General features: G+C 56.3%; 13 protein-coding genes. 6 read left to right on the top strand and 7 right to left on the bottom strand.

Annotation, left to right across the window (positions count from 1 at the left end):
• Positions 1–18 precede the first annotated feature (18 nt).
• Entirely contained in the window at positions 19–315 is a 297-nt protein-coding gene (locus tag ACR0BZ_RS04760; RefSeq protein ID WP_209503861.1) for a virulence factor, read from the bottom strand.
• 249 nt (positions 316–564) lie between these two features.
• Positions 565–2,451, bottom strand: a complete 1,887-nt coding sequence (locus ACR0BZ_RS04765) for a PhoX family protein (RefSeq protein ID WP_480919584.1) — start codon at positions 2,449–2,451, stop codon at positions 565–567.
• A 178-nt stretch (positions 2,452–2,629) separates the two neighbouring features.
• Here ACR0BZ_RS04765 and ACR0BZ_RS04770 point away from each other — a divergent pair, with 178 nt between their 5' ends.
• Both ACR0BZ_RS04770 and ACR0BZ_RS04775 read left to right on the top strand, forming a co-directional pair.
• Positions 2,630–3,742, top strand: coding sequence for a Ppx/GppA phosphatase family protein (locus ACR0BZ_RS04770; protein WP_267365936.1), 1,113 nt, complete (start codon positions 2,630–2,632; stop codon positions 3,740–3,742).
• On the top strand, positions 3,742–4,458 hold the full coding sequence (locus ACR0BZ_RS04775; protein WP_267365935.1) for an RlmE family RNA methyltransferase: 717 nt from the start codon (positions 3,742–3,744) through the stop codon (positions 4,456–4,458). Before ACR0BZ_RS04770 ends, ACR0BZ_RS04775 begins: the two co-directional genes overlap by 1 nt.
• A gap of 2 nt (positions 4,459–4,460) precedes the next feature.
• Here ACR0BZ_RS04775 and ACR0BZ_RS04780 read toward each other — a convergent pair whose 3' ends face one another.
• The 3 genes from ACR0BZ_RS04780 to ACR0BZ_RS04790 form a co-directional block, all read right to left on the bottom strand.
• Positions 4,461–4,652, bottom strand: coding sequence for a hypothetical protein (locus ACR0BZ_RS04780; RefSeq protein WP_480919585.1), 192 nt, complete (start codon positions 4,650–4,652; stop codon positions 4,461–4,463).
• Between the two features lie 87 nt (positions 4,653–4,739).
• On the bottom strand, positions 4,740–6,641 hold the full coding sequence (locus tag ACR0BZ_RS04785; RefSeq protein WP_480919586.1) for a tetratricopeptide repeat protein: 1,902 nt from the start codon (positions 6,639–6,641) through the stop codon (positions 4,740–4,742).
• Positions 6,638–7,504: a YihY/virulence factor BrkB family protein gene (locus ACR0BZ_RS04790; protein WP_480472895.1), complete on the bottom strand. Its 867-nt coding sequence runs from the start codon at positions 7,502–7,504 to the stop codon at positions 6,638–6,640. Before ACR0BZ_RS04790 ends, ACR0BZ_RS04785 begins: the two co-directional genes overlap by 4 nt.
• A gap of 170 nt (positions 7,505–7,674) precedes the next feature.
• Here ACR0BZ_RS04790 and ACR0BZ_RS04795 point away from each other — a divergent pair, with 170 nt between their 5' ends.
• Positions 7,675–8,763, top strand: a complete 1,089-nt coding sequence (locus ACR0BZ_RS04795) for an AI-2E family transporter (protein WP_480919587.1) — start codon at positions 7,675–7,677, stop codon at positions 8,761–8,763.
• 101 nt (positions 8,764–8,864) lie between these two features.
• Here ACR0BZ_RS04795 and ACR0BZ_RS04800 read toward each other — a convergent pair whose 3' ends face one another.
• Positions 8,865–9,533, bottom strand: coding sequence for a Crp/Fnr family transcriptional regulator (locus ACR0BZ_RS04800; RefSeq protein ID WP_209503853.1), 669 nt, complete (start codon positions 9,531–9,533; stop codon positions 8,865–8,867).
• Positions 9,534–9,738: 205 nt separating this feature from the next.
• Here ACR0BZ_RS04800 and ACR0BZ_RS04805 point away from each other — a divergent pair, with 205 nt between their 5' ends.
• The 3 genes from ACR0BZ_RS04805 (at position 9,739) to cls (ending at position 13,861) form a co-directional block, all read left to right on the top strand.
• Complete coding sequence (locus tag ACR0BZ_RS04805) at positions 9,739–11,358, top strand: arylsulfatase (RefSeq protein ID WP_480919588.1); 1,620 nt, start codon at positions 9,739–9,741, stop codon at positions 11,356–11,358.
• A gap of 94 nt (positions 11,359–11,452) precedes the next feature.
• Complete coding sequence (locus ACR0BZ_RS04810) at positions 11,453–12,424, top strand: HAD family hydrolase (protein WP_480919589.1); 972 nt, start codon at positions 11,453–11,455, stop codon at positions 12,422–12,424.
• A gap of 24 nt (positions 12,425–12,448) precedes the next feature.
• Entirely contained in the window at positions 12,449–13,861 is a 1,413-nt protein-coding gene (gene cls, locus ACR0BZ_RS04815) for a cardiolipin synthase (RefSeq protein ID WP_267366420.1), read from the top strand.
• Here cls and ACR0BZ_RS04820 read toward each other — a convergent pair.
• Complete coding sequence (locus ACR0BZ_RS04820; RefSeq protein WP_480919590.1) at positions 13,858–14,292, bottom strand: ion channel; 435 nt, start codon at positions 14,290–14,292, stop codon at positions 13,858–13,860. The genes cls and ACR0BZ_RS04820 overlap by 4 nt on opposite strands.
• Positions 14,293–14,323: the final 31 nt, after the last annotated feature.

Here is a 14,323-nt window from a genome sequence, read left to right on the forward strand (position 1 = left end):
TCCCATTAAGATCCGGGCTTATGCCCAACCGTCATTTGCGATCAGCGCTTTAATGCGGTCCTGATCGTATTCCTTTTCCAGACGCAGGGCCTCGGCCTCGGCTACTTCTGCCGGGTCGCCATCAACCGCAAAAGGCTCGGCCTTGCGCCATTCGGCCAGATAGGCATCACTGTCCTTGGCGTTTACCTTCATGGCGGCGCGGTCGATGGCTTGCTCGAACCGTTCTTCCAATTGCCGCTTCGCGCCGCGACGGCCTTTGCCGACGATGACCTGAGCGGGAATGTCGCGCCAATACACGATGGTGACGTCAGGCATTACTGTGATTCCTCCTAACCCGATGGGCCGGTTCTAAACTTCAATGTGGGGATGGGTCGGTCGGTTTTCGACACCCGGCGCTTTTCAAGCGACGTTTTCGCCCACGGTGGCGTGGCGGGGTTTTAACCCGTCTCGCGGCGAAAACGCATACCAAAATTCTCATTGTCACTATGAGAGCGCTGCATAATGAACAAAAAGCCCCGGACGGCATGACCCGCCCGAAGCTTGATTCAGCGCGTCTTGCCAGGGTTAACCGACCAGCCCGCCGTCTTGACGAGTAACCGCAATGATGGCTGAACGTGGAACCGAGCTACCACCGTCGGGCCAGTGGCTGTTGCCGTCTTCACCGGGGTGCTGAATACCAACAAACATGGTGCGGCGATCCGGCGACCAGCTGAGCCCAGTGATCTCACACTCGTTCGGGCCAACCAGAAAACGACGGATTTCACCGGTAACAGGGTCGCCTGCCAGCATCTGGTTATTCCCCTGCCCTTCGAAGTCGCCCTCGTTGCTGTATTTGCCGTCGGTCTGGATCCACAGCAGGCCGTTGCTGTCAAACTTCAGCCCATCGGGCGAGTTGAACATATTGTCGGCGTTGACATTGTCCGAACCGCCATACGCATCCTGATGCACGGTCGGGTTTCCGGCCAGTACATACAGGTCCCATCCGAACCCCGATGCGCCATGGTCTCCGCCTTCAGGACGCCAGCGCACGATCTGACCGTACTTGTTCGCCTCGCGCGGATTCGGCCCGTTGACCGAAGTGTCGTCGCCACCGGCATTCGGTTTCACACCGCGGTTCTTGTTGTTGGTCAGGCAGCAATAGACCTCGGGCGCGTTCGGATTGGCCGCAACCCATTCCGGGCGATCCATAGTGGTCGCGCCCACGGCCGACGCTGCCTGTCGCGTATGGATGCAGATTTCGGCCTGCGACGTCATACCCGTTGTTTCGGGGGTCAGGTCCAGCCACTCACCAGTCCCGTCGTCGTTGAACTTTGCTACCGACAACGTACCGTTCTCGAGCAGCGCATTCGTATCCACACCAGCGGCATAAACACCTTCCGAGACGAAGCGATACAGGAACTCGCCCCGTTCATCATCGCCCATGTAGACGACGACGCGACCGTCATTGTTCACAATGGCCTCGGCGTTTTCATGCTTGAACCGACCAAGCGCGGTCAGCTTGCGAGGCGTCGAGGCCGGATCGGTTGGGTCGATTTCGACAACATAGCCTGCGCGGTTCGGCTCGTTGGGGTTTTTCGAGACATCGAAACGCTCGTCAATTCCGGCCCATCCGTATCCCCAGTCCTTGGACGAAACGCCGTAGCGCTGAAGTTCGGCGCTGACCTCATGGTTTTCGTCCTCAGTCGAGAAGTAACCATTGAAATTCTCTTCACAGGCCAAATACGTCCCCCATGGGGTCATGCCATTACCACAGTTGTTCCAGGTGCCTTTACAGATGGTGCCTGTCGGATCGGCGGCAGTTTTCAGCAGATCATGGCCAGTGGCAGGCCCCGTCAATGACATGTCTGTCTGCGGCGTGATGCGGCGGTTATACGGGCTATCCTTAACAATGCCCCACTTGCCATCGGTAGCTGCAATCTCGACCACCGTCACACCATGCGCCATCATGCCTTTGGCAACATCGTCATCCGAGGCGGCCTTGGCGTCCGGGTTGTTTCCCCAAAGGATATCGCGATTGGTGTATTCGTTGTTTACGACCAGCAGAACGTGACCCTCGTGCAGAAACACATCCTGACCGTCGGTGTTATCACCAAATGCACGTTCCTGACTGGCGGCAGTTCCACGGGTGGCCGGATCGAATTCGGGCGCATCAGACCAAAGCGGATCACCCCAGCGCACCATCACCTCGGCCTTGTAGCCCGGCGGTACAATGACGTCATCGGCAGTTGACGCCGGAATCGCCTCGAACGCAAAGCGATCTGCGGCTGCACGTACACCAGTCGGAAGCAGCGCCCCACCCAACGCCGTGAAACTTCCCATCGCCAATACGCCGCCCAAAAACCCACGACGTGACAAGGCACGCTCAACGACGCGGTCAAACTCACATTCCTCTGGGCGCGGATTCACCACTTCATCGAATTCGTCAAAGGTCAGGACACGTTCATCTTTCATGGCAGGCTCCGTCTGCGGCTAATTGCGATCAAGAATCCCTCAAACGGGATCAAAGTTCAAATCGCACCTCAGTATGAACGGCGTGTGACATCCAGACTAAATTCGAAATGGAAATCGCTTGCACGTCGGCGATGCGCCGCCTAGGGTCAAATCAACTCGAAAATCGGAGGGCGTTACGATGGCGCCCAAGCGTCCCAAAGGTGCGGGCGCGTTCCCGCAAGCGGTCGAAAGCCCCGCGCCGGCAAGACCCGATCCGGATGCCCTGTATGCGGCTCTGGATTTGGGAACAAATAGTTGCCGCATGTTGATAGCCCAGCCCAAGGGCAGCGGGTTTCATGTGGTTGACAGCTTCTCCAAGTCCGTGCAGCTGGGCGCGGGTCTGGAACGCACCGGACGTCTGTCGCGGGCGTCGATGGCACGCACCGTTCAAGCGCTGCGAATCTGTCAGCAAAAGCTGAAACGGAACAAAGTGAAACGGATGCGTCTGATCGCAACCGAGGCCTGCCGCCGCGCCAAGAATTCCCGCGAATTCATCCGACAGGTCAAACGCGAAACCGGGCTGACGCTTGAAATCATCCAACCCGAAGAAGAAGCCCGTTTGGCGGTGATTTCCTGCGCCCCGCTGGTGTCCACCAAGACCGAACAGCTGTTGGTTGTCGATATTGGCGGCGGTTCGACCGAGCTGGTCTGGATCGACATTTCGTCCGTCCCTCGCCGTGACCGCCCGGCTGCGATCATGCGTTTGCATAACGGATTTCACACGGTCGACAGCCCTTTTCCGGCTGCAAAAGTCGTGGACTGGATCAGCGTGCCGCTGGGTGTTGCCACGTTGCGGGATCAGTTCAATGACGTCGAAAACGACGCCGCGCGGTTTGCGTTAATGAGCTGGTTTTTCGAAGAAAACCTGGCCGATTTCGCACCTTACAAAGATGAACAAACCCGTGAAGGTTTTCAGATCGTCGGCACCAGCGGAACTGTCACTACGGTTGCGGCATCGCATCTGGGGCTCAAGCGGTATGACCGGACCAAAGTTGACGGGCTGCGTATGACCAGTGACCAGATTGACAAAGTGATACGCGGGTATTTAGAACTCGGCCCTCATGGGCGCCGCCGGGATCCTCGGATTGGGGAAGACCGGCAGGCCCTGATCATGTCCGGCTCGGCCATTTTGCAGGCATTGTTGCGCTGTTGGCCCACTGATCGCCTTTCCGTGGCAGATCGGGGGCTGCGCGAGGGCCTGCTTTATGCACAGATGAGCGCGGACGGGGTACTGGAAGACGGACCGTTCTGATGGCGAAGACACCAACTGGCAAAAACAACTCGGGGCGCGGGCAACGTGACCTGAAGGTAAAGGTAAAAACCGCTCGTGGTCGCAAGCTGAGTTCGACCCGCTGGCTCGAACGGCAATTGAACGACCCCTATGTCAAGCGCGCCCAGACCGAAGGATACCGTGGGCGGGCCGCGTATAAGATCATGGAGCTTGACGACAAGTTCCGCTTTCTCGTACCCGGAGCACGGGTTGTTGATCTGGGATGCGCACCCGGTGGCTGGTGCCAGGTTGCAGTCAAACGGGTAAACGCGCTTGGCGAAAAGTCAGGAAAACGGATAGGAACGGTGCTGGGCATCGACTTGCAGGAAGTCGAACCGGTTGCGGGTGCCGATACCCATGTGCTGGACTTCATGGAGGATGACGCCGACCAGAAGGTCAAGGACTGGCTGGGTGGCAAGGCCGATGTCGTGATGTCGGACATGGCCGCAGCGTCCTCGGGTCACAAGCAGACCGACCATCTGCGGATCATCGCGCTGTGTGAAACTGCGGCCCATTTCGCCTTTGACGTGCTGGAAGAAGGTGGCACATTTGTAGCCAAGGTTCTTGCTGGCGGCGCCGAGGGCGATTTGCAAAAACTTCTGAAGCAGAAATTTCAGAAAGTGGCGCATGTTAAACCGCCCGCATCCCGCTCGGACAGCTCCGAGAAATTCGTTATAGCAACCGGGTTTCGCGGCTGAACTTAATCTTCCAAACGGATACGGTTTCCGGTCAGACGTTGTTCACGCAACGACGTGGCCGCCATACCCTGCAACATCAGTGTGTCCCCATGCGAAACACATACAGGCTCGCGATTGCGCAACTCTTCAATGCGCTGCGCCAGCGTAGCGGGGTTCGTTCCGGTTGCTTTCTGTCTTGTTGACTCAGCGGACATGCATCACCTCAAAACAACAGTTCCGAAATGCTGTTAGCGTAAAATCTTGCCGTGAAGATGGAACAAATCGGGCAAGCCTGTGCCGGATCAGGGGCCCAGTTGTTGCAACAATTGCAGCAAAGCCGGGTCATCGGGCAACCTGATCAAGGCTTCGCGCAAGGCGATACGTGCGGCTTCCGGGCCGCTGTTGATCTGCGCCAGCTGTACCACCATGGGCCACGCTTCGGCGCGTTGAGGGTCCAGCGCGACAACCTCACGAAATGCCCGTTCGGCGGCCGAGGCGTTGCGCAGCGTCAACGCCATGCCCCCCAGAACCAGATGGGTTTCCGGGGCATCCAGCCTGTTCGAGATCGCCGCCTGCCACTCGGCCATCCCTTCCCCGGCCAAATCCTGTTGCTGAGATGTCAGAGCTTGAGGAGGAATACTCAGAAATTCCTTGGCGGCGGCTATGCGAACGTTGCGAAAAGGATCAGACAAAAGGGGCTCTAACCTTTGGGCACGATCTGTTGGGCTCGCCTGACGCTGCAAGGCTGCTGCATTTGCGCGTATCAGCGGATCGTCTTCCTGCAACAGTGGCGCTGTATGCGCGGCAACCTCGGGCGAGCCGAAGGGTTGCAGCAAATACGCCGCTGTTGCGCGCACGATAGCGGGTTGCGAGGGATCCATTGTGACAGCAATCAAACCCTCTGGCGAATTCAACTGACGATCGGCAGCAGCTCTGAATACCGTACCAAAATGCGCGCCCCTATTGTCTGTGTCAGGAAACCAGCCGTTGATCCGGCTGGCAGCCCAGGCCTGATCCTTATTCTGGTGGCAATCAGTGCAGGCATCAGTCCCTAATCCCAGATCCGGTCGCGGCACGCGAAAGCTGTGATCCCGGCGACCGTCCACACCCATATATGTGCGTTCGATCATGTGGCAGCTTTTGCACTGGGCGCCCGCGCTATCCATGACGTGATGATGGTGATTGGGTGTATCGTATTCCCTTTTCGCTAGCGTCGGGAAATCTGGGTTTCCGGCCGTGGAATGACATTGCGTGCAAATACCGTTGCCTTCGGCCTTCAACTGCGCGCTATGTGCCTCGTGGCAGTTCATACATCCGACCCCTCGGGCATACATTTTGGATTGCAGGAACGAGCCGTAAACGTAGACCTCATCCAGTATCTGCCCGTCCGGATGATACGAACCGGGCCGCAACACAGCCAGGTTATAGGCATCATGATACGGGGTTCCCGGCAAGGGGTTTCCGTTGCCGTGCGCCTCGCGCCGCGAATGACACCCTGCGCATTGCTGGATCTCGGTCTCGGTCTGGCCCTTGCCCCAGCTCATCGAGAAGCCTCTATCACTCAGCCCCTCGGCAACGCCCTGCCCTTTGGTCCAATCGATATGTGCCGACCCCGGTCCATGGCAAGCTTCGCAGCCAACTCCAATCTCAGCCTGTCGGGAAGAGTATGTTCTGGATTGCGCGTCGTAGTTCTTTTCAAACCCTGTGGCGTGACATTCGGCGCAGCGCGCGTTCCAGTTCTTGTAAGGGCCCGTCCAGTGCAGCCCGTCTTCTGGCGGCAGATCCTGATCGGGGTATAAGTGATACCAGCGCTTCTGCTCGGTATCCCAGACCACATCAAAACTTTGCAACCGCCCCGGTTCGGTTTCAAACAGAAATTGTTGCAGAGGCGTAATCCCAACGACGGAATGCACATCATATGCCGTCGTCGCACCGTCTTTTTCAGTTACACGAGCTGTGAACCTGTCTGCCTGTTTAGTAAATTCAACCGTCATCCCGTTCTGCACGAACCGGGTTCCATCGAAATCGGCGACCAGATGGCCGTCGCCAACTTCCGTCCAGGCCAAGGCATGATGAGACGAAGCCCATGCCTCGGCCTCGCGTTGATGGCAGTCCGAACATTGATCCGACCCGACATATTCCAGTGACTGCGCCTGCCCTTCACTTGCGAGGGTTAAGCAAGCCGCCAGAATGGCAAATCTCATGCCATATCTCCTTCAGCGGCGTTCCGAAGGTCGATTAATGCGCCGTTGTATTCAGCGCCAAGGATCAGCATCGCAGAACACAGATACAGGAAGATCAGCGCAGCCATTGCCCCGGCCAAACCCGCATATGTGGCACTGTAGGTGGCGAACTGGCTGATATAGACTGAAAATGCCCATCCGCCAGCTGCCCACAAAACCAATGTCAGTATGACGCCGGGCAGGATCTGGGTCAGGCTGTGCCTGCGGGTTGGCAGGATTAGATGAGCCAGCAGGACGGTGCCTGCCGGAACGGCCACGGTAAACGTCCACCGCAGGCGATCTACGGACAGCCAGTCCGCTACCGGAGCTTCGGTATGCTCTGCCACCAGTTTCGTGTAGACCGGCAAGACCACCTCGACCGTTGCAATAACAAGGATTGCCGAACCGCCAAGGATAACCAGAACCAGACACAAAAGCCGGGTCTTCCAAAAAGGCCAACTGTCCTGATCGTGATAGGCCTGATTCATCGCAGCGCGAACTGCGGCAACCCCGTTGGAGGCAAAGTAGATCGCAAGTAAGCCACCCAGCGTAATCACACCCGACCCTGCCCCGGCCAGAACGGCACGCAATTCGGCCACGATAGGGTCCGCAACATCCTTGGGCCATGCCCCGAACAGCAGATCAATCAACTCATCAGTGACATAGTCCTGCGACAATGCCCCGGCCAGCGCCACGGTGAACAACACAAAGGGAAACAGGGCCATCATCAGCGACATGGCGACGTGGCTGCTCATGACAGGTCCGTTTTTCCTGACGAACCGGCGAAGTGCCAGCCACAGTGCCTGAAGCGGGCGGCCAAACGGGGGAATCGTGGGCTTTGTCATCCTGCAACCCTAACCTGCCGAAATAAAACACAGAACCCGTCATCGGTATCAAAGTGACAAATGCCGATCTGCAAACGGCTGACTGCATTGCTAAAAACGGATTGCAGGTGCAGGATTGGAAAAGCGGGGCGATCACCAGCCTGCGTAAGAACAGATAAACAGGATACTGAATGATCCCGGATCAGGAAGATCTCACGGCTCGCCCCAGGCTAAAACTGTCTGTTGTCCGCGACACCTGCATTATCGCGACGCTGATAGTGTTGGGGCTTTATGCGGGGGCGAACTTCCTGATCCCTCTTGCCATGGCGCTGCTGGTCAACGTTCTGATCATTGCGCTGAGCGACCGCGTTACCGCGCTGACCCGTGCTCCGGTCTGGTTGGCCAATATCGCCGGAGTGACCGTGGTTCTGGTGGGATTGTTCATGATCATGTACGTGCTGGGCAGTCAGGCAACGCAGTTTGCTCGGTCCGTCAGCACCTACGAAAACCAGTTCGACGGGGCGGTTGAGCGCATAACCGGTCTTGTCGGCAACGATGTCACCACTTTCATCCGCGACAATCTGGTCAGCATCGACATGACCTATGTCGCACGCCTGTTGCTGGGCAGCGCTACGTCCTTGCTGAACCAGTTCTTTCTGATCAGCCTCTATGTCGCGTTCCTGATGGCCGAGCGTCTCGCCTTTCGCAAGAAAATTCAACTGGCGGCTGGCGACCCCCAAACCGGTGCGGATTTTGCGACCATGCTTGATGCCATATCGATCAGCCTGCAACGATATGTTGGGGTAAAGACGCTGATCAGCCTGATCACAGCGGGCATCAGTTATTTTGTATTCAGGGTTCTTGGTTTGGAATATGCGGAAACCTGGGCCGTTTTGACCTTTGCTCTGAACTTCATTCCCTCGATCGGGTCGATCATAGCGGTGTTTTTCCCAGCCATGATCGCGCTTGTTCAGTTTGATACGATCGTTCCGTTTCTGATTATCTTATTTGGGTGCGGCACCCTTCAATTCCTGATCGGTAACTTCCTTGATCCGGCAATGCTGGGCCGTTCGCTGAACATGTCGACATTCCTTGTCATTCTGGCGTTGACCTTCTGGACAACTGTCTGGGGCCTGATCGGTGCTTTCCTCAGCGTACCGCTGACGGTCTGCATCCTGATCGTGTTCAGCCACATCCCCGCTTTGCGCCCGGTTGCAATCCTGATGTCTCTGGACGGCCAATTGGGCGAGGAGGACAGTCAGGCGCGTGCGAAAAACTGAACCGCGGCGTGTGGCGTAGGCTTAAGTTCGTCGGGTGCCGTACACAACGGCCAGCCTGTCCGCGAGTATTGGACCGCATAGCGGTGTCGCGACCCGAAACCTCAGGTCTGACAACTGGCTATCAATGCGCCCCGATCCAGCAGTCGAACCCGGCCATACCCCAGTTCGATTAACCCCAAATCCACAAGCCGGTGAAGGTTCCTGTGCAAAGTCGGTTGCGATACAGCAATCATCACCGCCAGATCGTCTTGGGAAACTTCAATCCAGCCCTCGGTTTTCGAGGTTCCTTCGTCCAAGTGAAGCAACCTCAGGACCAGCCGCTTTTCCGTTCCCGTCACGGCCAGATTTGCCATGATGCGCAAAGCGGTTCGCATATTCTCATGCGTTAACGCATAGAAATCCCGGATGTAGTCTGGATTGTTCTGAATCAACCGCGAGATGCTCAGGTTAGGGAAAAACAAGGCTTGAGTGGCTTGCGTCGTGACAACACTGACCAGTCGCAGTGCACCTGCAAACAATGCAAGATCGCCAATCCAGAACCCAGCGCCATCGCGGTGCAAAACAAACTCCTGACCGTCATCCGCGGGGGCCGTTATCTGCACACCACCGCTGAGAATCGCGTAGATTCCATTTGCCGGATCACCGTAGTGGTACAGCGTCTCTCCTGCTTCTACCGATTTCGCTATGCCAAGGGCTGCCAAATCGGCCTGAAACTCTGACGAGCGTTCACTGAACCATCCGGTGTTTCGTAATAGCGGCAGATTATTCATTTTGTCTCACATTTGTACTTTGAGATATAATCATATGATGAGTTTCCGACGCAAGAACTGACCTATGATGAAAACGTTCGATTCCCAGAATCTGATATTTTCGACATGGGAATCAACACATTGCTGCCGTGTTGTTCATGCGTTTGAACGCCGGAGATTTAATTTTCCAAGGGTCACTAAGATCCTATCAGATCAGGAGCAAACCATGTTACCTCCATGTTCGCCATCTGGCACCTGGCGTAGTAACTTGCGCCGACTTGCCGTGGTAACCGCCACGTTGACACTGGCCATTCCCGCTTGGGCGCAGGACCAGAAACCGAATATCCTTGTGATCTGGGGCGACGATGTTGGTCAGTCCAACATCTCGGCCTACACGCGGGGTCTGATGGGGTATCAGACACCCAATATCGACCGCATCGCCGAAGAAGGCATGATGTTCACGGATTACTACGGTGAACAGTCGTGCACGGCCGGGCGATCATCTTTCATCATGGGGCAATCCGTTTTCCGTACGGGCCTGTCCAAAGTTGGCCTGCCAGGTGCTAAGGAAGGCATGCAGATCGAAGACCCGACCATTGCGGGCCTTCTGAAAGCAGAAGGTTATGCCACAGGTCAGTTCGGAAAAAACCACCTGGGTGACCGGGATGAACATCTTCCAACAAACCACGGTTTTGACGAGTTTTTTGGCAATCTCTACCATCTCAATGCCGAGGAAGAGCCGGAAAACATCGACTATCCCAATGATGCTAATCTGCCCGATGGCAGAACCTTCCGACAAGCTTTTGGACCGCGCGGTGTAATCAAGTCGACAGCAGGTGGTGAGATCGAGGATACCGGCCCGCTGACCAAGAAGCGTATGGAAACGGTCGACGATGAAACCGCAGCGGCAGCGATCGAATTCATCCGCAAACAAGAGGAAAGCGGCACACCGTGGTTCGTCTGGTGGTCAGGCACCCGGATGCATTTCCGCACGCATGTTTCCGAAGAGAAATGGGCAAAAGCCAATGAAATCGTCGGCAAGCAGGTGGATGAGTATACAGCTGGCATGATCGAACACGATATGCATATCGGTGACTTCCTGACTGCGCTGGACGAGCTGGGCATTGCCGACAAAACCATCGTGTTTTACTCGACTGACAATGGTCCGCACATGAATACGTGGCCAGATGCCGCGATGACCCCGTTCTGGGGTGAGAAAAACACCCAATGGGAAGGTGCATGGCGCGTACCTGCCATGGTTCGGTGGCCCGGCAAAATTGCCGAAGGCGCTGTGTCGAACGAGATCGTGCACCATATGGATTGGTTGCCGACATTCCTGGCGGCGGCTGGCAACGAAACCGTGAAAGAAGATCTTCTGGAAGGTGTCACCGTGACCGAAGTTGGCGGCGGGCGTGACTACCGCGTGCACCTGGATGGTTACAACATCCTGCCGTTGCTGACCGGCGAAACAGACGAGAGCCCGCGCAGGGAAATCTTCTATTTCACGGACGATGGTGACCTTGCGGCACTGCGCTTCGGTGATTGGAAAATCACCTTCCTGGAACAGAAGGCATGGGCGACCTTGCGCGCCTGGATGGAGCCTCTGACCCCTCTGCGTGTGCCATTGATCGCCAACTTGCGACGCGACCCGTACGAGCGTGGCTATCGCACATCGAACACCTACTATGACTGGATGCTCGACCGTGCCTACATGCTGGTACCTGCGCAAGCCTATGTCGCGCAGTTCCTTGAAACCTTCAAGGAGTACCCTCCCCGGCAAGAAGCCGCGAGCTTCAGCCTCGACAAGGTGATGGAGAAGTTGACGTCGCCTCCGGGCGCACCGTGATGCTGGCCGTTTGATCCAAGACACGACAAAGCCGGAGTCCCGATACCGGGGCCCCGGCACTTCTCATTGGCGGTTGAAAATTGAGGAAAAATTCGTGCGTCTATTTTTGATATTGTGCAGTGTGATAGGAGCGACGGTCGCCATTGCTGACCCCTTGCCCTCTTGGAACAATCTAGAATCCAAAGAGAAAATCGTTTCGTTTGTTGACGAAGTAACCGACCCTGCCTCTGCTCATTACGTGACGCCGGATGACAGGATCGCCGTATTCGACAATGACGGAACGCTTTGGGCCGAACAGCCCGTGTATTTCCAGTTTGTTTTTGCCATGGACCGACTGGCCGATCTGGCCGAGCGGGACCCGTCGATCCTGGCAACTCCTGCTTTGGAAGCTGCAGCAAAGGGTGATCTAGCGGCCGTTCTTGAAGGCGGGCATGAGGCGCTGATCGAAGTTGTCAACGCATCGCATTCTGGCACCAGCGTCGATGACTTTCAGGCAGGTGTTGCGCAGTGGCTGGAAACCGAACGCCACCCTGGCACCGGCCTGCCCTATGACCAGATGACCTATCAGCCGATGGTCGAGTTGCTGCGTTACTTGCGTGATGAGGGTTTCAAGACCTACATCGTATCCGGCGGCGGCATTCATTTCATGCGCGCCTTCGCCGAGGATGCCTATGGTATCCCGCCGGAACAGATATTGGGGAGCTTTGCTGACAGCACCTATAAGGTGATCGACGGCAACCCGACGATCATCAAGGCACCGGGGTTAGCCTTCATCGACGACAAGGAAGGCAAGCCGATCAACATCGAACGTACGATTGGCAGACGCCCGATTCTGGCCGCAGGCAATTCGGATGGAGATTTCGCTATGCTGGATTGGACAACGTCGGGTGATGGCCCGCGTTTGGGAATTCTGATCCACCACACGGACGCCGAACGCGAATGGGCCTATGACCGCGAAAGCCCGATCGGAAAGCTGGCAGACGGGCTGGATCAGGGTCCTGACAAAGGATGGATCATTGTCGATATGGCGCAAGACTGGTCGCGCATCTACACTGGGGCAAACTGAACGGCCCGAAAGACGTAAGACCCCATGTGGACAGCGCTGGTATCTATCTTTGTATTCACGTTGTACGTGGCTGCATTTGTGTTTTCGATCCGAGCGGCGCAAACCGCGCGGACACCGCAGGGTGCAGTTGGTTGGGTGGTCTTTCTGGTATCAGCACCTTTCCTGGCGGTGCCGTTGTATCTTTTTCTGGGACACCATCGCTTTCACGGATATCGCATCGCGCGCCAGAAAAGTGAGCGGGTTGTTGAAGGGATCAAAACCTTTGCCGATTACTCAAGGCCCGATCCCTCGTCTATGTCGATCAATCCGCGCCCGTTCGAGTTTCTGGCGCATCTTCCTGTGTCCAGCGGAAACGGTGCCCGGCTGCTGGTTGACGGGCACGCCACATTCGACGCCATTTTCGACGCCATCGACAAGGCGAAGAACTATATCCTCATTCAGTTCTACATCATCAGAGACGACGCACTGGGCCGCAAACTGCAATCCAAGCTGATCGAGGCGACGAAACGTGGGGTTCACGTCCGTTTCATGACCGATGCAGTCGGCAGTTACGGATTGCCGCGCGCGTATCTGGATACCATGCGTGAAGCCGGAATTGATGTAGCCGACCCGCGTCAGCAACGCGGCCCGAATTTCCGGTTTCAGCTGAATTACCGAAACCATCGTAAAACTGTCATTATCGATGGCGAGACAGGCTTTATCGGTGGCCACAATGTTGGCGAGGAATATCTGGGAAAACATCCGCATTTCGGTCATTGGCGCGACACTCACATAATGATGTCCGGTCATGTCGTCCGGCAATTGCAGCTTATCTTCACTGAAGATTGGCATTGGGCGCATAACGAAGACCTGATTGATGAACTTGACTGGGCGGGCAGTGAATCCGAACAGAACATGAATGCCCTGCTGGTCGCGACCGGACCCGGAGACGAAACCGAAACTGGCGCCATGATGTTTTTTGCAGCAATCGCCGAGGCAAAAGAACGGTTGTGGATTGCGTCGCCTTACTTCGTACCCGACATCGATGTCATGACAGCGCTGCAACATGCCGCGATGCGCGGTGTGGATGTGCGAATCCTTGTTCCTGACATGATCGACCATCGCCTGCCATGGCTGGCCGCGTTTGCCTATTTCGATGAAATCCGCGACTGTGGCGTGCGCGTATTCCGCTATACCGGCGGGTTCATGCATCAAAAGGCGTTCGTTGTCGACGAGACGCTGGCCGCTGTTGGAACAACAAACCTCGACAACCGATCCTTCCGCCTGAACTTCGAAGCCATGGCGCTGTTCTTTGATGCCCGGGCTGCACAGGCCGTCGACCAGATGCTACAAGAAGATTTCGAATCTAGCTACGAACTGACCCGTAGGTTGCGTCAACAACCGGCCCACATCCGCTTTGGTGCGCCGCTGGCACGGTTGTTTGCACCGATCCTTTAGGAAAAGAACTTCTCCTGAAAAACGCGGGTCATCAAAGCGACCAGATACGCGGTCGACAATCCAAACGCCAACAGCCCGGTGACCGAAGCAAACGAGCCGAAAATGCGCAGCCCTTCACCCAAAACGATGTCGCCGTATCCGAGCGTCGTAAACGTCACCAACGAGAAATAGATGGCCGAGTTCCAGTCCGGCAGAACATCTAGCAACACCCAGACGATAGCCCAGATCCAGACCTGAATGGTGTGCGTTGCGATAATGAAGCCCAAGGCAACGGCAATCGGCCCCGCGGTTGCCACAAACACCCCGCGTGTGACCCATTTTTTGTCCATCTTGATAATGGACATCGTGCACCAGGTCAGAAAGAGAATCTCGATCAGGATGCAAATACCCAGAAAGGTACTGCCCCAAACGATCTGATGCAGCAACGTCATGTATTTACACCCTGATTTTCGGCCACGAACT

Source organism: Ruegeria sp. P8, assembly GCF_056534665.1.